Below are 25797 nucleotides of genomic sequence, written 5' to 3'. Positions count from 1 at the left end.
AATGTTAGGCAACGGTCAAATCAGCCAACAAGTTATTCCTGAAGAAAAAAAGACATCATTTTCCTGGGTTATCTTTGTTGCTTACTGATTTTAGCGTTGAAAACGTTGCTCGTTATAGCTGGTCCCACGGCGGTTGGTAAGACCGCCCTATGTGTTCAACTGGCCAAAACCCTGAAAACCGATGTGATTTCTGCTGACTCCCGGCAGTTGTATCGTGAGCTAAGTATTGGCACAGCCAAACCAACGCTCGAAGAAATGGATGGGGTCAGACATCATTTTATTGACTCACACTCCATTCTGGACCCCGTAAATGCCGGGCGCTACGAACGGGAGTGTCTGGATCTACTTGATGACTTATTCAGGACAAAAGAGGTCGTGATTTTATCAGGGGGAACGGGGCTTTATATCAATGCGGTTTGTTTCGGTCTGGACGATATGCCACCCGTTGACCCTTCGCTGCGCGAACAATTATTCGCCCGGCTTCAACAGGAAGGATTAGAAAAACTGCAGCATGAACTGCGTTTGTTAGACCCGGTCTATGCCCAAACGGCCGATTTGCAGAATCCGGTTCGGGTAACGCGGGCTTTGGAAGTTTGCCTGTCCACGGGAGAACCTTACTCGTCTTTTCGTCGGCGACATACAGCCGAGCGACCCTTCCGATCGGTGCTGATCGCTCTTGAACGTCCGCGTGACGAATTGTATACGCGCATTGATGTCCGAATGGATACCATGCTTAAGGCGGGCCTGCTCGATGAAGTCCGATCGCTTGTCCCCTACCGTCAACTCCCTGCTTTACAAACGGTTGGTTATCAGGAAGTTTTTCCTTATCTGGACGGCAGTTACGATTATGACGAGATGGTTCGTTTGTTGAAGCGTAACTCAAGACGGTACGCTAAACGGCAACTAACCTGGTTCAGAAACCAGGGCAATTATACATGGGTAAGCCCGGAAGACAAGGAGGAAGTAATTGAAGCAATGATGAATGATGAATGATTCTATAAAAAGTAATTCATCATTCATCATTCGCTTACTGCGCCCTGTAGGCCAGCATGCCGCCAATTACATTCCGAACATTATTGAACCCGTTTTCTTCTAAAATCTGCTGCGCCATAGCACTGCGCTTACCTGACCGGCAATGAACGATTACTTCCTCATCCTGTAAGCCATCGAGTTCGTCCAACCGATACGACAGATCACCAAGCGGTATTAAGGTAGCACCGATGTTATCGGCTTCATATTCATTAGGTTCGCGAACATCGAACAGATTCAACGTCTCGCCCTTATCGAGCCGCTCTTTCAGCTCCTGTACGGTAATATCCATGGTTAATAGTTGTTTTGAAGTAGCAAATTAATCCGTGCATTTGACTGGTACAGATGTTCCTGTCGTCAGCCAGATACACCGGACTAATGTGTCACTTCGTTAATGTTGAATAATCAATTTTTGTACGGCCGATCGTTTATCCGCAAAAAGACGGATTAAATATAAACCATCGGGCAGATAACTCAAATCTAACGTTTGCTGCCCGCGACTTGGTTCAAGGGTGAGTAATACCCGGCCGGTGCTGTTCATAACATCCAGGTGGGTTAGGCTGGGATTATCCCATCGGATAAAACCCGTTGTTGGGTTCGGGTAGGTACGCAACGGGGCCAGGGGTTCGGGGTCTGGAACAGCCGTTACGATGGTATCGGGTTTGGCTCCCATAACAGGCCGTAGCATGAAAGCTCCCTGCACATTCAGGGAGGGCGTTGTCAAATTCTGATCCCAGTTACTACCTGCATTGTAAAAAATTTGCGACCCAAACGGGCTATTTTTATCGAATCCCAAGCGCAGAAACGTCGTATCGCTACTACTAATCTGCTGATAGCCAACATAAAATGTGTCTTTTACGGAGACGCTCTTTGTAAATTTAAACTCGACAAACCCATTTCGAGACGCTGGATACTGAGTAGAGAACGCCTGTTGATAGATGGCGGTACCGGGTCGACCGCCCCGGTTACTGTACACATTGATGACAAAAGATTGCCCTGTCTGATTGGTTGTAAAGGGCACAATACACGCCCGGACACCACTAATGGCATCGGGCTTATTCAGAATAAACCGAATCGCAATCTGCTCTCGCTGCCTGATCTGCTGGGCATATTCCCAGGTACCATCGTCGTAGGCGTAATAGTCATCGAGGGCGGCTACGGCCGAAATTGTATCGTTTCGGCGAAGACTTACGCCAGGGATGGACGGATTCTGATCATCCGTGGTGAGCAAGTCAATTTTGTACCGCAGCAAGGCTCTGGTCGCCGAGCCCAACCCGGAAACCGGCGCAGGCTTTGCGGCTTTCCGCTGAGAACTGAGCGACGGGATCAACATCGAGCTCGTCTGTGGATCGTCCTGCACAATTCGACCCGATACCTCATCCCGTATGGTAAAATCGAAGGTAGTAAAGTTGAAGTTGTTGAATAGATTATTAATGTCTGTCCTAACCGAATCGGCCATTTCACCAGCCGGGTTAACCACATACTGAGCGAGCGGCATGGCCGTATAGCGCTTTAGCAGCGGAGTAAGCGCCTGCCTGACGGCTACATCTTTCACAAATCGATCATTGACCGAGCGCCCCCGGTTCAGGTAAATGTAATCGACATTCCAGGTATCGAACGGCCCGGATTCGCGCCCGAACGAACGGAACCGAAAAGCAAATCCGGCGTGAAAAAAGGCCGCATTCCTAACTGGCACAAAAACCTGAAAAAAGTTATTGTTAACGGTTCCTCCTACTTTGGCCCATACCGTTTGCCAGATACCGGTGCGATCCAGAAACTGCACGGTGAGCGAATCGCCTGCCAGCCGGCTCAATGAATCGCCGGGATCGGGCAGTTCACCCTGGCCTTTGGCCTGCCAGTAAAAACTTAGGTAAACAGAATCGGCCGCCGATAAGCCTGCCAGGTTAATGGGCAATGAAGCCAGCGTATCGGTATAGCCCTGTGCCAGCGGATTGTTCTGCACATATGGCCGACCATTGGCCTGCAAACCATCAAACGAAGCCACATTAACGGTGGGCTGGCCAATGGCCATGGTGTTGTTGATATACACGCCACTACCTGGCCGCCAAAGAGTTGGGTCGGGCTGATCGAGGCCAGGGCGACCGCTGGCCGTCGAAAAATCATCGAAGAACGGAAGCTTCAAGGGCGTTTGAGCACTCACCCTGGCGTATGATAAACTAAAAAACAACAGCAGAAGGCCGCGCAGACAACGTCCGGCAAACGGGTTAAGCGGCTGACTAACTAAAGCAATTCTCATCGGGTATCAGGGCCGGAAATGGTTTATTGGTCTGGCTCAATGGGCCCCACGATCCACAAATCCATTGTTTCGCCAACACGAATGCGTTCGCCAGACCGGGCTTCGGGTCGTTGCCGGACCACGGTGCCGACTTCCTTTTCAGGATCTTCAACGGAAATTTTCGTGCCAACTTTTAAATTCGATCCACGAATAGCTGCTTCGGCTTCATCGAGAGGCAACCCTACAACGTTTGGAATCTCAAACATCGTACTTCCCAGGCCATCGCCCACCTCAAGATCGATCTGAGCACCCTTTGGAATGGGTGTTCCGGCTGTGATTTCCTTGCCATTATACAATTGCCGAAGCACCGAATTCTTGGCTACATCAGGCACATAAATGGGCGGCCCGCTCACCAGATCCAGCGACTTGAGGTTTAATTGCGCGCTCCGAAGCGTTAAACTAACCAGATTGGGCATCTGCACCATCGGAGCTACGCGTTTGGTAATCGTCAGGTAAATCTTACGGCCCTCTTTTACTTTAGCGTTTGCCCTTGGATACTGCTGAATGACCGTTAAGGGTTGGGCACCAGACACAAATGTACAATCGCTCACCTCATAGCGCAGGTCACGGTCGTCCAGCAGATTCTGCATTTCATCCAGGCTCAGGCGCGTCACATCAGGCACCGTAATGGTTTGCCCGTGATTTGTCGTGAAGGGTAAATAGACAAAGAAAAATGCCAGAAATAAGGTCGCCAGCAGGGCTACGATAATGCCAATATGGATCAGCAGGTCAAAAAAGGAGCGGGTGCTGATTTTAGCCATCCGGGAGTGGTGATTCGTGGCGTTTTCCTGGCGCCACCATGTTCAGTTGGTTTACTAGTTTCACAAAAGTAGCAGAATCCACAACGGGCTACCGATAGCCCGCAAACATTTTTTTCAGGTATTTGCCTACAATATCGAACTCAAGATTGACAACATCGCCCGCCTTAAGATTCCGAAAGTTAGTATGCTCATACGTATACGGGATGATGGCCACCCGAAACCGATCCACTTCTGAATTAAAAACGGTTAAACTAACCCCATTGATACAAATAGATCCTTTTTCGACCGTTACGTTCTGGTTTGCCGGTTCATCGCCTACTTCGTACTGAAAATCGAACAACCAGCTACCGTTCATGTCCTGCACGTTAATACAGGTACCGATCTGATCGACATGCCCCTGCACAATATGCCCGTCGAAACGGCCGTTGGCGGGCATACACCGCTCGAGGTTGACCCAACTGCCCGTAGTGAGCTTACCCAGATTCGTTTTTTTCAAGGTCTCATCAATGGCCGTTACCGTGTAGCTCCCATCGGCAATACTGGTAACGGTCAGGCAAACACCGTTATGACTTACACTCTGATCGATTTTCAGTTCGGGAGCCAGCGCCGACTCAATACGAAACGTGAGGTTAGTACCTTCTGCTTCAATACCCGATACAATACCCGTGGACTCAACAATACCTGTAAACATAAAAAAGATGACTTACGAACCACTTATAGTTTCTTACTTATCATGAACAGCGAACTGCCAAAGGGGGTTCGTGGTAGAAGCGCCTGCTCAACCCGGACAACCCGATAGAGAGTTTCGTTGATCCAGGAACTGGGCAGATACACATCCGACTGAGCCTCTTCGGCAGAGCGCCAGCCTAGGGCCAGTTGCAGACGCTGCCATTGGCGAATCAGTAAAATCAAGGGCGATAAAATGAAACTCCAGTAGGTAGCTGATTGAATGGACAGGCCATGTTGAGGCAGCAGGCGGTCAAAATCAGCACGAACAAATCGCCGGAGAATGCCGACGGCGACATCGTGCTCCCCACGGAAGAGGTCGAATGCGTTATTATTGGTCACCAGAACGCCACCGGGTTTCAGCCGGTCAGCCAGATCAGCCAGTAAGTGCGGTAGATCAGCTTCGGTGAAGTAACAGAACACGTCATTACAAATGATCGCATCGTACTGATTAGTGGGTTCAAAAGTCGCTAAATCCTTTAAATTGACCAGCGTAACCGGGAGTTCGCGCTGCTGACAGAAGGCCACAGCCTCTGCCGACCCGTCGACTCCCCGCAGATTCGTGTACCCTTGCCGACGCAAAAAATCCAGCAAGCCACCTGTACCGCATCCTGCGTCCAAGATAGTTATATCCCGACGCTGACGAAACATGTGTTTCAGGGCCGTGTCAACACGCTTATGCAAACTACGGTACCACCACAGTTGACCTTCCAGCCGGAACATTTTTTCGTATTCTTCTGTACGACCGATCATAAGAGTGAATGAGCAAAAAAGTGAATGAGTGAAAGGGTATCTCGTTGAACCACTCTTTCATTCTTTCGCTCTCTTTTTTATCACATAGGCGGGCAAGCCGCTGTGTGCCATAAACAACTTACCCAAATACTCCCCTAAGACACCCAGAAAGAGCAGTTGAAGGCCTATTCCTGTCAGGACGGACCAGACGACAATACCCCAGCCCGCCATGGTTGTGCCATTGATCAGCCAACTCATTAGAAAAAGTATACCGCTCAGGAGGCCCAGTCCAAACAAGGCAGCCCCCACAACAGTAAACACACGAATAGGCCATAACGAATAGCCAATAAACACGTTCAAAAACAGAGAGATTAGCTTTCGAATGGTGTAATTCGAGCGCCCGTCAAGACGGATATTATGGGGCACCTCCACGCTGCTTACGTTACGCGTTGTCCGGAAAATCAACCCATCGATGTAGGGATACGGGCCCTGGTAGCGGATGATTTCCCGCACAACCTCTTGCCGAATCAGCTTGAAACTCGACAGATAGAGATCATGTGGTTTATCGATTGAATACGTCGTTAAAGTATTGACCAGCCAACTACCTACATTCCGAAACCAGTGATGCTGCTTTTGCGCGTAACGGCTGTAGACGACGTCATACAGACCCGCTTCAGCCGTTTGAACGAGTGCCAGAATGGATTCGGGCGGATTCTGAAAATCGTCGTCGATTATCACGACATAGTCGCCTTTCGCATAGGTAAGGCCGCACAGCACCGCGTTGAATTCACCAAAGTTTCGGCGCAACGAGATAAACTGAACGTTAGTAAAACGGTCTTCTAGTTGCTGACAAATCGTTTCCGAGCGATCGCTACTTCCGTCATTAACCAGTATGATCTCAATTGATCGCCCGTTTAGGCACGTTTGCAAACGGTCGACCAGTAGCGCTATCGTGCGCTCACTATTATAAACCGGAATAACTACGGATATCTGCATTCACTCATTCGCTCTTTGAATTTATCATCTCAATAATATAGCTCACCTCATCATCCAACAATGCTGGATTAAGCGGCAAACTCACTACTTCCTGGTGCAACTGCTCAGCAATCGGAAATGATAAATGAGCAAACGCCGAATAGGCTTGTTGTCGATGGGGCGGAATTGGGTAATGTACATCCGTGCCGATTCCCCGCTCGCGAAGGTAAGTACGAAACTCATCACGCCGTGGATGACGAATGACAAACTGATGCCAGGCGTCCTGCGCCAATTGATTTGCCGGGGGCAACGTTATATCCGGGTTTTTCAAGCCGTTCAGATAGCGTGCGGCTATCGTGCGTCGGCGGGCGTTATGCTGATCGAGCAAAGGCAACTTCACGGATAAAACAGCTGCCTGAAGCTCGTCCAGGCGACTATTCACACCCAGGTAATCATTGATATATTTCTGGCGGGAGCCATAATTTCGCAGCGCCCGTACGCGTTCGGCCAGCGCATCGTCGTTGGTAGTAATAGCCCCGGCATCGCCCAGGGCACCAAGATTTTTACTGGGATAAAAACTCCAGCCTGCCGCATCCCCAAGATTACCGGCCCAATCACCCCCATAGGTTGCGCCATGCGCCTGGGCCGCATCTTCCAGTACGTTTAAGCCATACCGTTTTGCCAACGCCTTGATGGGTGTCATGTCGCAGCAGCGACCGTATAAATGAACGGGTAAGATAGCCTTTGTTCTGGGAGTGATTGCGGCTTCGATCCGGGCAGGATCGAGCAGGTATGTCTGCGGATCGGGTTCAACAAAAACGGGGGCCAGACCAGCCAGCGTGATACTCAGTACCGATGCGATATAAGCGTTTGAAGCAACGATCACTTCACTATTTGGGGAGAAATCCCAGGCCTTTAGAACCAGTGCCAGCGCATCCAGTCCGTTGGCAACGCCAATGCAGTGACGGGTTTGGCAATAAGCAGCAAACTGGTGTTCAAACGCTTCGACCTCTTCTCCTAAAATATACCAGCCAGAATTGGTAACCCGCTCAATCGCCTGTTGAATGGCCGCCTGGTAGGGCTCGTTGATTCGCTTCAGATCTAAAAACGGAATCATTCCGAATCAGCCATCAACACCCGATCTACACCTTCGCCCTTCAGATAGGGTTCATAAATATAATCATCTTTATCGTACAATTCATTTGAGATAACCAGGAGAATGGCATTAGCGGAAAAGGAGTCCATAATGTGCCAGTCGGCGGGTTGCAGAACCAGACATTGTCGGGGGTTTGTCAACAGAAAGGTCTCTTCCTGTGTTCCATTGTTGTTATATACGCGGCAACTACCACTCAGGCAAATGAGTGCTTGCCAGGTGCGCTGATGCCGATGGCCCGCCCGAGCGGTATGGCCAGCCTCATAAATATAAAAGACGCGTTGAATAACTCCCGGAATAATTCCTTCAAAAACAGTTAAGTTTCCGGTATTGGATTCAAATGTTTTCAATTCGTAGAGTTTGGCCATTCTGAGCGTAAATTTTAGTTTTGAAAAAGGAAGTATTCATTTAAGGCTTTAAATATATTGAAAAACTATACAAAACAAATGTAACACAACCGCGAATCTTGAGTACAAATACTCAAATTTGTTTGACTTTCAGCCAATACTGAACTGCTCCTTTTTATTTGTAAGCCAATTTATGATCATTTAGTTATGTTAAGAAATAAATTTTTTCTTACAGGGTTATTTCTACTCACGCTGATCGTTTTGTATTTTACCTTTTTCGATGGTGGCAATATGACGTCTGCGAGTGGATTGGAAGCTACGGTTAAGCCCGAAACATACCGCCAGGAAGTAGCGGCAAAGCGTACGGAGAAGGACCAGTTTATGCGTACAAACGGGGAGTCTCCCATTCAGGACAAAGCATCGTTCAAGGGACTTAGCTATTTTTCACCCGACCCGGCTTATCGCGTAGTAGCCCGGCTTGAACCTTTTGCCGATAAAACCCAAAAGCTGGTTGTCCATATGAGCGACGGTAGTGAGGAGGTGTATGAGAAATTTGCCCATGCCGTGTTTAGCCTGAATGGCGAAGCTCATCGGTTACTGATTGTAAAACTAGCGAACACCTATTCCATTCTGTTTCGGGATGCTACGTCAGGCAAAGAAACCTATGGTGGCGGCCGCTACATTGAACTTAACCCTGCACAAGTATCAGATAGTCAAGCAATAATAGACTTCAACACGGCGTATAACCCTTACTGTGCCTACAACCCAAGGTATGCCTGCCCGCTTCCTCCTAACGAAAATAAACTCCCCATGGCCGTGAAGGCAGGCGAGAAATATCTGGCTCATGACTAGTGGGCTCACGGGCCCACCTAGTTATTTGACATCAATTAACTGCATGAGCAATCAAGCAATTGGCTAACTTTGTGGTAATAATCTGCTTTGCCGCTGTATGGAAGTCTCCTATAAATGGTTACAAGAGTTCATTGAATTGCCTGAGTCACCCGAAGAAGTTGGCAAATTGCTGACATCAACGGGCCTGGAAGTTGAAGGAATCGAGAAAATAGACGCTGTGCCCGGTGGGCTTGAGGGGGTCGTTATTGGCGAGGTACTTACCTGTGTCAAACACCCCGATGCGGATAAACTAAGTTTGACCACGGTCGATGTGGGTGCTGATCAGCCGCTGCCCATCGTTTGTGGCGCTCCCAATGTGGCGGCTGGACAGAAAGTTGTGGTAGCTCTGGTTGGCGCCACACTTCACCCTACTTCGGGCGATGCGTTTCAGATAAAAAAAGCTAAAATTCGTGGATCTGCTTCCGAGGGCATGATCTGCGCCGAAGACGAAATTGGATTAGGTACATCCCATGCAGGGATCATCGTGCTCGATCCGAACGGCCCGGTGTCCCGATTGCCAAACGGCACACCGGCCGCCCGCTATTTCAATCTCGAAGCCGATTACCAAATCGCTATTGGCCTGACACCCAACCGGATCGATGCCGCTTCTCACTTAGGAACAGCCCGTGACTTAAAGGCGGTGTTGAATCGTCCGCTCCGGTTACCATCGGTTGATGCCTTTGTGGTTAACAACACGGATTTAACACTCGATGTACAGGTCGACGATCCAACGGCCTGCCCACGGTATGCGGGCCTGACACTGAGTGGGCTGACAGTTGGCGAATCGCCGGATTGGTTAAAACAGCGTTTGGTGAGTATTGGGTTGAACCCCATCAACAACATTGTGGACATAACGAATTTCGTTTGCTACGATCTGGGACAGCCACTGCATGCCTTCGATGCGGCAAAAATTTCGGGCAACAAGGTGGTTGTTAAAACACTGCCCGAAGGCACACCGTTTGTCACACTCGATGGCGTAGAGCGCAAACTCACCGCAACGGACCTGATGATCTGTGATGCTGAAAAACCCATGTGCATTGCCGGTGTGTTTGGCGGTCAATACTCCGGTGTGTCGGCGCAGACAACCAGCATTTTTCTCGAATCAGCTTATTTCTCGCCAACCTCTATTCGTAAAACCGCGCAGCATCATGGTCTGAAAACCGATGCATCCTTTCGTTTTGAACGGGGTATCGACCCGAACATCACGATCTTTGCGCTAAAACGGGCAGCTTTGCTCATTCAGGAAGTGGCCGGCGGAACGGTTAGCTCTGCGATTACCGACATCTACCCAACGCCGATCGATGCGTTCCGGGTGCCGGTTCGATATCGTAACGTTGACCGGTTGATTGGTATTCAGATCGACCATGCTGAAATCCACCGGATTCTGGACGCCCTGGACATTCAGGCTGAATCAATCAATGACGATGGGTTCACAGCCATTGTGCCGGCCTATCGCGTCGATGTGACACGGGAAGCCGACGTGATCGAAGAGATTCTTCGCATTTACGGCCTGGACAACATTCCGCTTTCGGCGAATCTTGCCGCCGAATCGCTCTCTGTATTTCCGAAAACTGACCCCGACCAATGGCAGAGCCGGGTGAGCCAATTGATGGCGGCCAACGGATTTCACGAAATCCTGATGCTGTCCCTGACTCGCCCTGCGTATAACGATGCCATCCGTCAATCCTTAACGGGCGATGATGTTGTTCTGCTCAATCCGTTAAGTGACGATCTGTCTGTGATGCGGCAAACATTGCTGTTTTCAACGCTGGAAACACTGGTTTATAACCTGAACCGGCGGCAGAAAGACCTGAAAACGGTTGAATTTGGCAAGGTCTATCATAAAGTAAAGCTTGAGGATGGCGCGACTAAATACGTTGAGCGAATGCGGATGAGCCTGTCCATGATTGGGAATCAAAACCCGGAAAGCTGGCTTCAAAAGGGTCAACCCGTGGCCTACCACGATCTGGCAACAGCCGTCCAACGGGTTTTAAACCTATTTCGGATCAAAACATTTGAGACGCAGCCAGCCGACACGACCCTTTTTCAATATGGTCTGACATACGTTGTCAACAAAAAACCATTGGTTAGCCTGGGGCTGGTCAATGCCAGACTGACGAAATTAGTCGACCTGAAGCAACCCGTTTTTTATGCCGATTTCGACTGGGAGATGTTGCTCAAACTAGCTTCTGGAAAGATGCGCTACGAGGAGGTCTCCAAGTTTCCGGAAGTTCGGCGTGACCTGTCGCTCGTTATCGATAAGGCTATTTCCTTCGAGCAGATCAGCCGATTGGCTCGTCAAACGGAGCGAAAATTATTACGCACAATAAATGTGTTTGATGTGTATGAAGGTGAAAACCTTGGTGAAGGGAAAAAAGCCTACTCGGTCAACTTTATGTTACAGGATACGGCTCAAACCCTCACGGACGTAACCATCGACAAAACAATGCAACGACTTATGACTGCTTTTGAGCAGGAATTGGGCGCTGTGATTAGAAAATGATTGACTTGTTGAATGATAGATTGATTGAATAGTTATCGTATACGTTACTCAATCAATCTATCATTCAGCAAGTCAACAATTTATTACAACCGTGGTAAGCGAACATCAAATTATTGCCCTAGTTGAGCGGTTTGAGCACAAACTCAAGCAGCTGACGAGAGTATATACGGATACGCAAAAGCAGGTTGAACAACTGGAACTGGAAAACTCTGCCTTACAGGAAAGCCTGCGAAAAGAGCAGGAATTGGTAAGACAACTACGGAAAAAACCAGTTATTCCAGAAAAAAATACACCAAAGTCGAAAGATGTTGGTATAATTGTAAAAGACAATCTGTCTGAGACAGATACGAATGCTGAATTAAAACAACAACTCGACGAGTATATCCGGGAATTGGAACGGTGCATTGCTCACTTGAGTAGTTTGTCATAAACCCAAATTGGCTCCGGGGCCTAGCCCAATCTGAGCCGACTGCAGCGATGGAAGAATTGCCAATTCGCGTGAAAATTGCCGACCGATTCTACAAACTAGCTGTAGAGCCGGAATCAGAGGCTATTGTGCGCGAAGCCGCCAAATTGATTCAGGACGAACTGAAGCAATATCGGGAAAAAGGCCTGTCTGATACACAGGAAGCTCTGGCGATGATAGCCTTCGACTGCCTAGTTACCAAGCTTAGAGGAGAACGACAGATGCAACGATTACAACAAATGGTGTTTGACAAAATAACTCAATTAGATCAGGTCGTCACGCCGGTCATTTCGACATAAAAACGACGGGCTTCCACCCTTACATTACTCAGAGTTGACGTTCAGAGCACTCGTATTGCAGCAGGTTGATGGTTTATTTTTTCAACCCTAACGATATAGTCCGATGGACATTCCAGTTTGGTTAACGATTCTTGCCGCCCTTGTTGGGGGTGGTATTGGCATATTAATTGGCCGTCAGACCATGGCGGGCGTTCGCGCAAAGCACGAGAAAGAAGCAGAGGAGAAAGCAGCCGCAATTTTAAAAAACGCTGAATTACAGGCTGAAACTATCAAAAAAGATCGAATATTAGAAGCAAAAGAGAAGTATCTGAAACTGAAAACTGAATTTGAAGAAACGACGAATCAGAAACGAAATATACTCCTTCAGAACGAAACCAAGCTTAAACAGCGCGAACAGCAACTCGCCCAGCAGGCCGATCAGCAACGGAACCGCGAAAACGAGTTGAATCAGCAGCGCAATGAACTTGGGCAACAAAAAAATAGCCTGTCGCAGCAGATCGACGCCCTCAACAAGCGTCGGGAAGATGTTGATCGACGGCAGCAGGAAGCGGATCGGATGCTGGCCGACCAGGTAGCTCAACTTGAAAAAATTGCGGGCCTTTCTGCCGATCAGGCCCGTGAGCAACTTGTTGAAAACCTTAAGGCTGAAGCCGAAACGCGAGCCTCTTCGTACATCAAAAACATTGTTGAAGAAGCCAAACTGACGGCTACCAAGGAAGCCAAAAAGGTAGTGATTGAAACCATTCAACGGACCGCTACCGAACACGCCATCGAGAACTGTGTATCGGTTTTCAACATCGAATCCGATGACGTTAAAGGCAAAGTAATTGGTCGGGAAGGCCGAAATATCCGGGCACTCGAAGCGGCAACGGGTGTCGAAATCATCGTTGACGATACGCCCGAAGCAATCATCATTTCAGGCTTCGATCCGGTTCGTCGGGAAATTGCCCGGCTATCGCTGCACCGGCTGGTTCAGGATGGTCGTATTCACCCTGCTCGTATTGAAGAGATTGTGGCTAAAACCCGCAAAAATATCGAAGATGAAATTGTCGAGATCGGCGAGCGTACAGTCATCGATCTGGGCATTCACGGCCTCCACCCCGAGCTGATCAAGATGGTTGGCCGGATGCGTTTCCGGTCTAGTTACGGCCAGAACCTGCTCCAACACTCACGCGAGGTGGCCAAGCTTTGTGCGACCATGGCTGCCGAGCTGGGGTTAAACGCTAAATTGGCCAAACGAGCCGGTCTGCTCCACGATATTGGTAAAGTTTGGCCTGAAGAAGCTGAACTGCCCCACGCTATTTTGGGCATGGAGCTGGCAAAAAAATACAAAGAGAATCCAGAAGTCATCAATGCTATTGGAGCTCACCACGACGAAATCGAGATGACGAGCATGATCTCGCCGATCGTTCAGGTATGTGATGCCGTATCCGGTTCTCGGCCGGGTGCCCGTCGAGAAATGATGGAGTCGTATATAAAACGGCTCAAAGAGTTGGAAGAACTGGCGGGCAACTTCCCCGGGGTAACCAAATGTTACGCGATTCAGGCGGGCCGCGAACTGCGGATCATGGTCGACGCCGACCACGTATCCGATGAACGGGCGGGCATATTATCGTACGAGATTTCTCAAAAAATAGAAAAAGAAATGCAATACCCCGGCCAGATCAAAGTGACGGTTATCCGGGAAATGAGAGCAGTCGCTTACGCTAAATAAATGGTAAAAAAGAACGCGGAATAGGCGGATCAGTCAAATTAAAACGGATAGACAACTGGTATAATCTGTTTTAATTTGACTGATCCGCCTATTCCGCGTTCCGGTTAAATACTACTTACTATGGATTTCCTGACCACCCTTTTACTTTTACTCGTTGGCGCAGGCGGAGGTGTGGCTCTGGCTGGCACAGTGCGTAAACGGACGGGAATAACGAATGTCCGCCGGGACTCCGTCTTGTTGCTGGAGCGTATTGAAAAAGTGTTTAAAGTGGTGATGGCTGAAGGATACTTTTCGGAAATCTATAATTATCAGGATCAGAAGAAAATCCTGTACGTGTTGAATGACCCGAAGAAGGCGATGGTCATTGCGAAAGCAAAAGTGCTGGTCGGTTTTGACTTCGCTAAAGTTCGATTCAGGGCTGTGGATAACGGCGATAAAAAGTTGATCATCGAGTCGTTCCCCGAACCCGAAGTCCTGTCCATTGATACCGACTACACCTTCTACGATATTCAGGCGGGTATTCTGAATCATTTCAGTGGAGACGACTACACCCAGATCCTGGACGAAGCCAAGCAGGCTATGAATGAGCGGGCCATGCAAAGCGACCTGCCCAAAATCGCCAACAATCAAATTCAATACATGATGTATCAGTTGGCGAGTTCTATGGGCTGGCAACTCCAGCTTCCAGAAGCCGATCAGCAGAAATTAGAAGCCCTCAAAGCCCAGGCAGAAGACAAAATACAGGAAACAAAACGGTTGACCTCCGGGTATTCCGACGAAAACTAACATTCCGCCAACTTAGTGGCTGGGATATAGTTTGATAAGAAAACTTATTGGCTATGCGAATTAGTTACTTACTTCTGTTTCTATTTCCATTGTTCGTCAACGCTCAGGTTATTGTTGATGGTGGTCAGTTCTGCCAGATGGGGAAGATCCGCTACTTCGGGCAACTATCTGCCAATCCTAAAGCGCGACTTGCCTATCCCGGCGATGCGACTATTGACGTCACCTATTATGGCCTCGACCTCCGCCTGACCACCACGCCAGCCAAACTAATTGGAGCCACGACCATTACGCTGAAGAGTACGGCATCTGGATTGAGCAGTTTTTTTCTGGATCTGAATTCAACTACCACAACAACGGGCTTGGGCTTGCGGGTTGATTCTGTGAAAACGGGTAACCAGGCGCTACCCTTTCAGCACGCCCAAAACAAACTAACCATTACGCCCCCGCAACCCCTGGCAAATGGACAGGCCCTAACGCTGACCGTCTTTTATCAGGGCGTACCAAATGGTACTGCCAATGGCAGTTTCGTGTTCGATAAACATGAAACGACAACCGATCCGGTCATTTGGAATCTCAGTGAGCCCTATGGTGCATCGGACTGGTTTCCCTGCCGAGATACCCCTGCCGATAAAGCAGATTCTTCCTCTGTCCGGATTACGGCCCCGGCTCAGTTGGTCTCGGTTTCGAACGGGAAGCTGATCAGCACGACTACCAATACCGACGGCACCCGAACGTATTTGTGGCGCAACAGTTACCCGATTGCTCAGTATCTTATTTCAATAGCCGTATCGAACTACACGCAATATGATACGCCGTTCACGTCCGGGAATCAGACGATGCCCGTCACGCACTACATTTACCCGGAAAACCTGGCTCAGGTTAAGAGTAGCCTCGACCTGACTCCGGGCATGATCCAGCTATTCACCGATCGGTTTGGTCCTTATCCATTCTTGCGGGAGAAATATGGACATGCTCAGTTTGCCAGAAATAATGGGGGGATGGAGCACCAAACAATCTCCTCTATGGGAATCAGTTCGTTGACGCCAAGTGTCATCGCACATGAATTAACTCACCAGTGGTTTGGCGACAAAATTACCTGCCGGGACTGGCAGAATATCTGGCTCAACGAAGGCTTTGCCTCCTACGGCGAAGCCATTTATGCAGAGTCCGTTAGTGGACAAACGGGTTATTTATCCACGATGAATAACTTTATAAGTAGCGCTCGTACGGCTCGCGGTTCGATCTACGTTCAGGATATCAGCAACGCCAATACTATTTTTAACAGTGCCCGTACCTATGCCAAAGGCGCAACCGTTTTGCACATGCTTCGGGGCATCCTGGGCGATGATCTGTTTTTCCAGACATTGCGTAGCTACGTAGCCAACCCAACGCTGGCTTACAACACAGCCGTAACGGAGGACTTTCAAAAGGTAGCCCAGCAAGTGTCCAATCGCTCTCTGGATTATTTTTTCAAAGAATGGATTTACGGTGAAGGGTACCCAACCTACAAAGCCACGGTAACGCCGGGAAGCACAGCCAACACCGTAGCGGTTCGGCTTGAACAACGAAATACGACGGCCACTACCCCTACCTCATTCACGATGCCTGTTCAGATAAAGGTGCAATCGGCGGCTGGCGATACAACTGTGACGGTACTTAACGATCAGGCCGATCAAACGTTCACCTTGCCGGTGAAGGGTACTATTTCCGGGCTCCTAATCGACCCCAACAACTGGATTCTTAAAACCGTCGAGTCAGTCAGTTTACCTACATCGGTAACAACCGCCATTGTAACCGCGGTTGATGATCCCACTTCAGATACATTTCGCATTTATCCCAACCCGACCACGGAAAGCGTGCTCGTCGATTTCACCCTATCGACCACTGGGGCAGCCAACATCTCCCTAGTGAACCAACTGGGTCAATGCGTTCAAACGACGCAGGAGCAAACCCTTAGACCCGGCAAATACACCCGAACTGTGAACCTGCGGGGCCTGGCTGCCGGGCGCTACACCATAACCGTTGAAACGCCTGCGGGACAACAAAGCCGGGTAGTTCTGGTCCGTTAACGACTTTGTCGTACATGAAAAAATCCGTAGTGTTCCTATTATTTAATGTTAGTTTATTAACCTGTAGCCTGGTTTCCGGACAAGACAAACTTGGCATCACGCGCCATAATCACATCTCGATCCATGTCAAAGATGTTCCTACAAGTGCTACTTTTTATCGGGATGTCCTAGGCCTTAAGCCCATACCGGTACCCGACAACCTGAAGGCCACACGTGCCTGGTTCGACCTGGGCAATGGCCAGCAAATTCATCTGCTGGACGGCCGGACAGAACAAATTGTTCATGATCGCAACGGAAGCCATTATGCGCTGTTCGTTGAGGATATCAATAAATCGGAACAGTATCTAAAAAGCAAAAATGTGCCTTATCATAGACAGGTTCGCTTCGATGGTATCGTTCAGGTTTACTTCTCGGATCTTGATGGCTATTTATTTGAATTAAACGAAGATAAAAAGCCAATAACGGCTAACTGACCAAATCAGGCCATTTTTTTGCCGATAGGCAGGCTTTGTCAGGTACGGGTCCGCTACCTCAATTAAATGAGTAGGGGACTAACATTTCCAGGTGGTTTGGGTTATAAAATAGAATAAGTAGTCTGGTCTATTGGTGAACTGGATATACTTATATAATCCCCTCCTATATTTATGAAAGTACCAAACTCGACGCATGCTATAGGCGATAATGCCGCCCTCTCTGACCCATCCCCTATATCCACATATACCCATAAGTCGGCTTTCGATGCCGGGGTTAATGATGTTCACGATCTGATTTGCTTCTCGCATTTACGCTGGAATTTCGTTTACCAACGCCCCCAGCACTTACTTGGCCGGGCGGCTAAAAATTACAAGGTCTGGTTCATTGAAGAACCCATGTGGAGTGATACGCTGCACATGAGCATCAACCAACAGACCGATCGACTGACCATACTTGTTCCGCACCTGCCACACGGTACCAAGCCTGATGAAGCCATTCGCCTTCAACGTCAGTTGCTAGACGACTTTATTGCTCGTGAGCACATTCATTCGTTTATCGCCTGGTATTATACACCTATGGCTTTGCTTTTCAGCGATCATCTGAAACCTGCGCTTACCGTGTATGATTGTATGGACGAATTGTCGGCCTTTTGGGGCGCGCCAGTTCAGCTACTTGAAAAGGAAAAACAACTTATACAGCAGGCTGAAATTATGTTTACCGGTGGGTACAGCTTGTATGAAGCGAAACGTAACCGGCATCCACATGTGTTTGCTTTCCCGAGTAGTATCGATTTTGCTCATTTTGCGTCAGCCCGGAAACCCCAACCCGATCCAGCCGACCAACGCGCGCTGCCTAATCCGAGAATTGGCTTTAGCGGGGTGATCGACGAACGATTTGATTATAAGTTATTAACCGAACTGGCGGAGCGTCGTCCGGAATGGCAGTTTATTTTGTTGGGTCCGATTGTAAAAATTGATCGGGCTCTGTTACCTAACAAGCCAAATGTGCATTACTTGGGCATGAAGGCTTACAAAGAGCTACCCACCTATTTCAGCAATTGGGATGTAGCCATGTTGCCGTTTGCCTTGAATGAGTCGACAAAGTTTATAAGTCCGACCAAAACGCCCGAATATCTGGCGGCAGGTTTACCCGTAGTTTCCACGCCTATTCGTGACGTCATTCGCATGTATGGCTCGAAAGAATTCGTACAAATTGCCGACTCGGCACAGGCTTTTGAGGTAGCCATCGAGCAAGCACTCACCAGCCGTAACTCCGGTAACTGGACGGATATCGACGCATTCTTAAATGAAAATTCCTGGGATCATACCTGGAGTGAAATGAATCGACTCCTGACGGCTCAACTGAGTATGGTTGTCGATCAATAAGATATCCGGTAGTCATTGGCGGGCATCAACGTACTCTTAGTGCCCGCCAACGACAACGGATGGCTTACTGGTTCACTCCCCTTTTGGCACAACGAGGACAACGTCCTCTTTCTCAACCAGCACCTGCCCTTCGGCCAACCCTTTAGGCTTACGAACGTATTTTTTGGGGGTTACAATGACCGGACACAAACTATCTGTCCGACGTTTGGAATACCAGGCCGCCAGCTCGGCAGCGCGCTCGATAACGCTTTTTGGAAACGATTTGCCTGCTTTATATTTTATAACTACATGCGACCCTGTAACATCACGGGCATGTAGCCAAAGGTCATCCTTATAGGTATACCGTTGGGTAAGCAAATCATTGTTTTTCGCATTTCGGCCAATCAAAATGCGGAACCCTTCGTATGTCATTTCCTTAAATAAAGCCGCTACTTCGCCTGTACTGGCCAAAACACCGTCACTCAGCAAATTATGCTGCTTAATGTACTTACGGAGTTCTTTCAGACTTTGTATTTTATCAAGATCTGCTTTCTGTTGCTCAATACGAATCAGTTCCGCTTCACGAGCAGCTATCTGATCGCTTAAGTGCTGTTCTTCTATCTTTTCATTTTTAGCCTTTCGATAAAAGTTTTCGGCATTCTTTTGCGGGCTTAGATCCGGTTTAAGTTTGATATCGATGGGTCGGTCCCGGTAGAAATCGTATAGGGTTAACCGTTCAGGTGATTTAACACTTGCAGTAGACGGTATCTCGTGTAAATTGGCCATTATAATATGACCGATTTCTTCATGACTGGCTCCTTCATCCCTGAGCATTAGCCGCTGCATGGATATATCAATCTGATTCTCAGCGCGCTTCCGGCGTTTTTCAATTAATCGAAGCAGATTTGCTTTCTCAAGCTCAAAGGTCGTTAACCCGTTCAGCGCAATAAAGAATCGATTGGCGGCTTCTATAGGATCATGAAACTCGCGCTGAGGTGGATCGTCAGCTCGTACCTCAAAAGGAAGCAAACTAAGCGTTGGCTTATGGTCCAGACGAATCAGGTAATATGTTGGATGCTCCAATTGCTGCAAAGTATCCTGAATAACTGACCAGCATTCTTTGCTCCCCACGTCAATCCCAGCCTGTGTGGCGCTTTTATCAATCCATTTATTAACGACTTTGCCAAACGTCGGGAATAGCTTTTTATGGTCGAAATGAGCCTGCTCAAAAGCCGCATAGGACTGGTCAATGGGCCGATCGAACGCATCGAGCAGCAGATGTTCATCGGTTGCTAACTGCCTATTAAATAAATCGATTACCTGATTACCTTGAAAAGCTACTAAGTTGGGACGATTACCAAAAAATTTAAAGACCAATGTAAAATCATCTTCCAGCAGGATGGCCAGACATCGTTCATTCACAAAGGAGCGTACCCCCAGAACAGCTCGCCCCTTACCCGGCTCACCAATGACCGAATCGAAGAGATCAACGCTATTTGTACGAGCGCGCTGAACGGTATCCGGAAAAAACAAACCCGAGAAATCGGGCCGTAATGTCGCTTTAATATGAAACGGTCTGTAGTAATTAGCTTTTCCTTTTGCCTGGGCAAACACTAAAACAACCTCATCCCGATCCTGACTATAACACTCCATAAATCGGAGCCCAGTCGTATGAATGGATTGGTTTGAAGAGGCCAAGGTGGAATTACTCAATAAATACAATTGAAGTGCTGGCGCAAGTTGCCTTAGAAAGTAATAATTTGTATGCATAATGTAACAAAGCTACAGCTTAAACAATTGAATACTTTTTTTAGACCATATATAAATTAAAGCTAATTATATCTAACTAAAATATAATGGTTCTAAGTTTTATAGCATCGACAAAGGCTTAAATTACTGATAATCAGCTTTTTAAATAATTTTCAATATAACAATACACATATATAATAAGATTTAATAATGTCATTATTACACAATTATTACAATTTCCTTTTGAAATATGATTTAATCAGCATAATATTGATGCGTTTAACTCAATATAAAACCAACCTAATCTTCATGAAAGCATCGCTCTACAGATTTCTGCAGACCGCTTTTCTGGGTACAGTCCTATTACTGTGGAGCCTTACGGCTTCTGCCCAGGACCGTCGCCTGACGGGTAAAATTACTGGCGTTGACGGAGCCGTTCCAGGCGCCAACGTTGTTTTAAAGGGAACCCAAACGGGTACTGCAACTGACGCTGAAGGTAACTATGCCATCAACATTCGGGGAGCAAATCCAGTGCTGGTCATATCGGCCATTGGCTTCAAAACGCAGGAAGTTACAGTAGGTAACAAAACAAGCGTTGACGTTACGCTCGAAGACGACGCCACTGCCTTAAGTGAAGTCGTCGTTACTGGGTATTCGACAGAAAATCGCCGGGACGTAACGGGAGCTGTATCGACGGTAAAACCAGCCCAGCTAAAAGTTGTTCCGTCAACGAACGTTGAACAGCAATTACAGGGTCGCGTAGCTGGGGTAACCGTTATCACCAACGGGCAGCCAGGAACAACAAGCCAGGTACGTGTACGTGGATTTGGCTCATTTGGAGGTAACCAGCCACTGTATGTGGTCGACGGAGTACCTACTCAAAGTATTCAATACATTGCGCCTGATGATATTGAAACAACCACCGTTCTGAAAGATGCAGCTTCTGCATCTGTTTACGGAGCACGTGCAGCATCGGGTGTAATTGTATTAACAACCAAAAAAGGTCAGCGTCGGGCTCAAAAACTGAGCATTTCCTATGATGGCTTATATGGTGTTACGGATCCAGGTCATGGTCAAAAAATCCTGAACCCTCAAGAGCAGGCAGACTGGACCTGGCAAGCACGGAAAAACGACCTTTTCCAGGCAGGAACAGCTGTTGGTCCTGACAGCTTTACTGGTATTGCCAACGGCCAATACGGCTCAGGTCAAACGCCAGTTCTACCAGATTATTTGCTGGTAGGTAGCAGAACCGGCGTTGCTGCATCACAAGTTGATTTAACAGCCGAAGCGGCCAAGTACAATATCAACCCTGCCAACGGCGCTATTTACAACGTTATTCCGGCGAACAAAGCAGGTACGGATTGGTACGGAGCCATTACACGGGTTGCTCCGTTAATGCGTCATACATTAGGCTTTTCAGGGGGCACAGAATCAAGCCGTTACTATCTCAGCCTCGGTATGCAACAACAGGCCGGGATTATAACATACAACGATTTCTCGCGTTACACGTTCCGAGTTAACACGGAATTTGATCTTACAAAGAAATTGCGGTTTGGTGAGAATATCCAGTTAGCCTATGTGTCAACGACTGGTTTACAGGGTAGCACAGGAAGCACACTTGGAAACGGAACAAACAACAATTCCAGTGTTGCTGCCGATGAAAACGATATTTTATTAGCGTTTCGTCAAGCCCCAATTATACCGGTATATAACTCGTTCGGTGGGTATGCGGGTACAGCTGCATCAGGTTTCAATAATGCTCGGAACCCTGTGGCTAACCGCATCGGAGCTAAGGATAACTTAAATTACAACCTTATTGCTTTCGGGAACGCTTATCTGGAATATGACGTGATTCCAGCGTTAACTTTACGTAGCAGCCTAGGTGGAACCTACTTTAGCAATTACAGCAATTCGTATAACCGAGCTCAGTATGAGAACTCAGAGAACAATACGAACTACGTGTATAACGAAGGAGCCAATGTCGGATTAGCCTGGACTTTCACCAACACAGCTCAGTACAAACAGAAATTTGGCATTCATGATATCAGTGTTTTAGCGGGTATTGAAGCGTTAAATACAGGTAATGGCCGGGGAATTAACGGTTCAGGTTTGAATCCTTTCACAACCGATCCAAACTATGTAACGATTGGCACCACTACGCCGGGCGCTACCCGTAGCGTAAACAGCTATTATGGTAAGGGGAATAACTTCTACTCAATATTTGGCCAGGCGCGGTACACGTACAATGACAAATATATCTTAACTGGTGTTGTTCGTCGTGACGGTTCTTCGCAGTTTGGACCATCGAACCGGTATGGGGTATTCCCAGCTGTTTCGGCAGCGTGGCGTCTTTCGAGCGAGGAATTCATGAAAAACCTACCCTGGATATCTGACCTTAAAGTTCGGGGTGGTTACGGTTTGATGGGTAACTCCAACTACTTGAGTGCAACAAACCAACTTACTTTGTATGGTACCAATGCGGCTAACAGCTATGATATTACGGGGGCTAACACATCTGTGCAGTCCGGTAATTATCGTAGTCAGATTGGTAACCCAGATGCTAAATGGGAAACCAGTATTACGTCCAATATCGGTGTAGATGGATCTTTCTTTAACAACAAGTTAGAAGTAGTACTTGACTTTTGGCAGAAAGACACAAAAGACTTACTCTATCCATTAGCGCTTCCTGGTGTTGTCGGCGTTCGTGCCAATGCGCCCTATGTTAACGTTGCTAGTATGCGCAATAAAGGGATTGACCTTTTGGTTACTACTCGCGGTAACGTTACAGGTGACTTGGGATATGAAGTTACCGCAGTTGGTAGCATCCTGGACAATAAGATTACGGCAATTGCTCCATCAGTTCCTTTCTTCACAGCTAACGGACAGCGCCTAAGTACACCCGTTGTTCGGAATGAACCTGGGCATGACCTTTCCTCATTCTATGGATACAAGGTTATTGGCCTGTTCAACAGCAAGGAAGAGGTGGCTGCTGCCGCCACGCAAAGTGGAGCAGCGCCAGGACGTTTCCGGTATCAGGATACAAATGGTGATAAAACTATCAACGATGACGACCGCGTATACTTGGGTAGCCCAATTCCAAAGTTTACGGGAAGTGTAACGCTAACGCTTAAATACAAAGGCTTTGACCTGAACACACAAGTATATGCGTCGCTGGGTAACAAGATCTTTAACAACTCAAAGTGGTACACTGACTTCTATCCTTCTTTTCCAGGAGCAGCTGTAAGTACCCGGGTAAAAGATTCCTGGTTGCCTACTCATACCAACACGAGCGTGCCGATTTTTGAAAACACATCGAACTTCAGCACGAACCAGGTTGCTAACTCATACTATGTGGAAAATGGCTCTTATGGTCGGATGCAATACTTAACCTTAGGCTACACGTTTCCTGCGAAACTGTTGAGTCGGGCTAACTTAAGTCGTTTGCGCTTATCATTATCCGCTACCAACCTATTCACCATCACAAAATATAGTGGTCTGGATCCAGCTGTTGGTGGTTCAGCTGACCAAAACTTTGGGATCGACATTGGCAACTATCCTGTTACACGGGGTTACAACGTTGGTTTAAGCTTTGGCTTCTAAACTAAATAGATAGTCAGTAGCGAGTTCTCAACCTTGAAAACTCGCTACTACAAACATCAATTATCTAATCTTAGGTAAATTACACTATGAAAAATACCATTATAAAGGGGGTAGCAGTAACAGCAATGCTCACGCTGGTTACGTTCGCCTGTAAAGACAAATTTTTGGATGTACCGGCTACTGGTCAATTGGCCCTAAGTCAAACGACTTCCAAGGCTGGACTTGAAGCATTGTTACTTTCCTCGTATGCTCAATTAAATGGACGGGGCTTCTCAAGAGCTACCAGTTCATTCAACTGGGTACGGGGTAGTGTTTCAGGCGGGGAAGCTAACAAAGGCTCGAACTCAGGAGATGGTGGTGGTAACACTAACTTCAATACCTTCCAGCGTTACGAGATACTTCCAACAAATGGCGACATCAATGATAAATGGCGAGGTATGTATGAAGGCATTAGCCGGGCTAATGCCGCTATTCGTGCGCTTGCATCTGCTGGCTCCGATGTCACCGCAGCGGATAAAGTACGTATAAGTGCAGAAGCTCGTTTCTTACGGGCCCACTACCATTTTGAGTTGAAGCGTTCTTTCAATATGGTTCCTTATATTGATGAAACGCTCGATTATGGATCAGGTATTGAAAAAGTTACGAACGCTACAGACATCTGGCCAAAAATTGAAGCTGACTTCAAATTTGCAGTCGATAACCTGCCCGCTACGCAGGGTGCGGTTGGCCGAGCCAATAAATGGGCAGCAACCGCTTATCTAGCAAAGACGTACCTTTATCAAAAGAAGTATACAGACGCAAAAACGTTATTTGATCAGGTTATTGCCAGTGGTACAACATCAGACGGTAAAAAATACGGTTTGGTAACAAATTACACGGATCTCTTTAATGCTGCTAAGGACAATAGCCAAGAGTCTGTTTTTGCTATTCAGGCAGCAGTTAATACTGGAGATGTGAGTAATTCAGCTCAGGAGTTAGACCTAAACTTCCCTTATAATACAGGGTCGAATGGTCCTGCTGGTTGCTGCGGATTTTTTGCTCCAAGCTTTGAATTAGCTAACTCATTCCGTGTGAGCACAACTGGTTTACCCCTGCTTGATGGCTCTTACAATTCAGTAGCTAACCAGTTAAAAAATGACCAGGGTATTGAATCAAAGGCAGCTTTCACTCCAGACGCAGGGCCAGTTGACCCACGTTTAGACTGGTCGATAGGCCGTCGGGGCCTTCCATATCTGGATTGGCAGGTACACCCAGGTCTTGACTGGATTCGTGATCAAAGTTATGCCGGACCTTATTCGCCTAAAAAGTTCGTGTTTTATCGCTCGCAGGATAAAAGCCTGACTGATGGTAGCTCTTGGACAGATGGCTACTCAGCTATCAACTACAACATCATTCGTTTTGCAGATGTACTCCTGATGGCTGCTGAAGTTGAAATTGAGGCAGGTAGTCTGGAAGTGGCTCGTAATTACGTAAATCAGGTTAGAGCTCGAGCTGCTAACCCAGATACATGGGTTAAGGGAACTGATGGCAAAAACGCGGCTAACTATGTGATTAGTACTTATACAACTGCCTTTGCTAGTAAAGAGGCTGCCCGGGCTGCTGTTCAGTTCGAACGTAAATTAGAACTCTCAGGCGAAGGACACCGCTTCTATGACCTCGTACGATGGGGCATTGCGGCACCCACACTGAATGCGTTCCTTGCTTATGAAAGTGTAAAACTACCGACTGGTTATTCAGGGGCTAAGTTTACAGCGAATAAGGACGAATACTTCCCGATTCCGCAAACACAAATTGATTACCAAGGTAAAGATATCCTTAAGCAAAACCCAGGGTACTAAGCGAATGGCTGTAGTACTTAGTTAA

21 protein-coding genes are annotated in these 25797 nt (G+C 47.7%); 12 read left to right on the top strand and 9 right to left on the bottom strand.

Annotation, left to right across the window (positions count from 1 at the left end):
- The first annotated feature begins 96 nt into the window (after positions 1–96).
- Positions 97–993: a tRNA (adenosine(37)-N6)-dimethylallyltransferase MiaA gene (gene miaA, locus ACYVAM_RS15345; protein WP_461068451.1), complete on the top strand. Its 897-nt coding sequence runs from the start codon at positions 97–99 to the stop codon at positions 991–993.
- Between the two features lie 34 nt (positions 994–1027).
- Here miaA and ACYVAM_RS15340 read toward each other — a convergent pair whose 3' ends face one another.
- The 8 genes from ACYVAM_RS15340 to ACYVAM_RS15305 form a co-directional block, all read right to left on the bottom strand.
- Positions 1028–1321, bottom strand: coding sequence for a rhodanese-like domain-containing protein (locus ACYVAM_RS15340; protein WP_461068449.1), 294 nt, complete (start codon positions 1319–1321; stop codon positions 1028–1030).
- A gap of 99 nt (positions 1322–1420) precedes the next feature.
- Positions 1421–3286 (bottom strand): T9SS type A sorting domain-containing protein, encoded by a 1866-nt coding sequence (locus ACYVAM_RS15335; protein WP_461068447.1) that lies wholly within the window; start codon positions 3284–3286, stop codon positions 1421–1423.
- Between the two features lie 23 nt (positions 3287–3309).
- Positions 3310–4086 carry a PASTA domain-containing protein gene (locus ACYVAM_RS15330; protein ID WP_461068445.1) on the bottom strand — a complete coding sequence of 259 codons (777 nt, stop codon included), beginning with the start codon at positions 4084–4086 and terminating at the stop codon, positions 3310–3312.
- 88 nt (positions 4087–4174) lie between these two features.
- The gene (locus tag ACYVAM_RS15325; RefSeq protein WP_461068443.1) at positions 4175–4777 is read right to left on the bottom strand and encodes a riboflavin synthase; all 603 of its coding nucleotides are present in this window, start codon (positions 4775–4777) and stop codon (positions 4175–4177) included.
- 23 nt (positions 4778–4800) lie between these two features.
- Entirely contained in the window at positions 4801–5565 is a 765-nt protein-coding gene (locus tag ACYVAM_RS15320) for a class I SAM-dependent DNA methyltransferase (RefSeq protein ID WP_461068441.1), read from the bottom strand.
- 57 nt (positions 5566–5622) lie between these two features.
- Positions 5623–6540, bottom strand: a complete 918-nt coding sequence (locus ACYVAM_RS15315; protein WP_461068439.1) for a glycosyltransferase family 2 protein — start codon at positions 6538–6540, stop codon at positions 5623–5625.
- Positions 6541–6544: 4 nt separating this feature from the next.
- Complete coding sequence (locus ACYVAM_RS15310; protein WP_461068437.1) at positions 6545–7636, bottom strand: DegT/DnrJ/EryC1/StrS family aminotransferase; 1092 nt, start codon at positions 7634–7636, stop codon at positions 6545–6547.
- On the bottom strand, positions 7633–8040 hold the full coding sequence (locus tag ACYVAM_RS15305) for a sugar 3,4-ketoisomerase (protein ID WP_461068435.1): 408 nt from the start codon (positions 8038–8040) through the stop codon (positions 7633–7635). The genes ACYVAM_RS15310 and ACYVAM_RS15305 overlap by 4 nt, the downstream gene beginning before the upstream one ends.
- 186 nt (positions 8041–8226) lie before the next feature.
- Between ACYVAM_RS15305 and ACYVAM_RS15300 the strand changes: the two genes are divergently transcribed.
- The 9 genes from ACYVAM_RS15300 (at position 8227) to ACYVAM_RS15260 (ending at position 18606) form a co-directional block, all read left to right on the top strand.
- Positions 8227–8871 carry a DUF1684 domain-containing protein gene (locus tag ACYVAM_RS15300; protein WP_461068433.1) on the top strand — a complete coding sequence of 215 codons (645 nt, stop codon included), beginning with the start codon at positions 8227–8229 and terminating at the stop codon, positions 8869–8871.
- A gap of 97 nt (positions 8872–8968) precedes the next feature.
- Positions 8969–11413 carry a phenylalanine--tRNA ligase subunit beta gene (pheT, locus tag ACYVAM_RS15295; protein ID WP_461068431.1) on the top strand — a complete coding sequence of 815 codons (2445 nt, stop codon included), beginning with the start codon at positions 8969–8971 and terminating at the stop codon, positions 11411–11413.
- Positions 11414–11504: 91 nt separating this feature from the next.
- Positions 11505–11843 carry a hypothetical protein gene (locus ACYVAM_RS15290; RefSeq protein ID WP_461068429.1) on the top strand — a complete coding sequence of 113 codons (339 nt, stop codon included), beginning with the start codon at positions 11505–11507 and terminating at the stop codon, positions 11841–11843.
- Between the two features lie 47 nt (positions 11844–11890).
- Positions 11891–12178: a cell division protein ZapA gene (locus ACYVAM_RS15285; RefSeq protein ID WP_461068427.1), complete on the top strand. Its 288-nt coding sequence runs from the start codon at positions 11891–11893 to the stop codon at positions 12176–12178.
- 103 nt (positions 12179–12281) lie between these two features.
- The gene (gene rny / locus ACYVAM_RS15280) at positions 12282–13892 is read left to right on the top strand and encodes a ribonuclease Y (protein ID WP_461068425.1); all 1611 of its coding nucleotides are present in this window, start codon (positions 12282–12284) and stop codon (positions 13890–13892) included.
- Positions 13893–14012: 120 nt separating this feature from the next.
- Complete coding sequence (locus ACYVAM_RS15275; RefSeq protein ID WP_461068423.1) at positions 14013–14678, top strand: DUF4230 domain-containing protein; 666 nt, start codon at positions 14013–14015, stop codon at positions 14676–14678.
- A gap of 53 nt (positions 14679–14731) precedes the next feature.
- The gene (locus ACYVAM_RS15270) at positions 14732–16747 is read left to right on the top strand and encodes a M1 family aminopeptidase (protein WP_461068421.1); all 2016 of its coding nucleotides are present in this window, start codon (positions 14732–14734) and stop codon (positions 16745–16747) included.
- A 14-nt stretch (positions 16748–16761) separates the two neighbouring features.
- A complete protein-coding gene (locus ACYVAM_RS15265; RefSeq protein WP_461068419.1) occupies positions 16762–17220 on the top strand; it encodes a VOC family protein in 459 nt (152 codons plus the stop codon).
- A gap of 171 nt (positions 17221–17391) precedes the next feature.
- A complete protein-coding gene (locus tag ACYVAM_RS15260; RefSeq protein WP_461068417.1) occupies positions 17392–18606 on the top strand; it encodes a glycosyltransferase family 1 protein in 1215 nt (404 codons plus the stop codon).
- 72 nt (positions 18607–18678) lie between these two features.
- Here the strand turns inward: ACYVAM_RS15260 and ACYVAM_RS15255 are convergent, their stop codons facing one another.
- Positions 18679–20238, bottom strand: a complete 1560-nt coding sequence (locus ACYVAM_RS15255) for an NFACT RNA binding domain-containing protein (protein WP_461068415.1) — start codon at positions 20236–20238, stop codon at positions 18679–18681.
- A gap of 405 nt (positions 20239–20643) precedes the next feature.
- Between ACYVAM_RS15255 and ACYVAM_RS15250 the strand changes: the two genes are divergently transcribed.
- Both ACYVAM_RS15250 and ACYVAM_RS15245 read left to right on the top strand, forming a co-directional pair.
- Complete coding sequence (locus tag ACYVAM_RS15250; protein WP_461068413.1) at positions 20644–23934, top strand: SusC/RagA family TonB-linked outer membrane protein; 3291 nt, start codon at positions 20644–20646, stop codon at positions 23932–23934.
- 86 nt (positions 23935–24020) lie between these two features.
- Complete coding sequence (locus ACYVAM_RS15245) at positions 24021–25772, top strand: RagB/SusD family nutrient uptake outer membrane protein (RefSeq protein WP_461068411.1); 1752 nt, start codon at positions 24021–24023, stop codon at positions 25770–25772.
- Positions 25773–25797: the final 25 nt, after the last annotated feature.

Source organism: Spirosoma horti, assembly GCF_054776595.1.
Note: the sequence above shows the minus strand (reverse complement) of the source record. Positions and strands in the feature narration are given on the sequence as shown.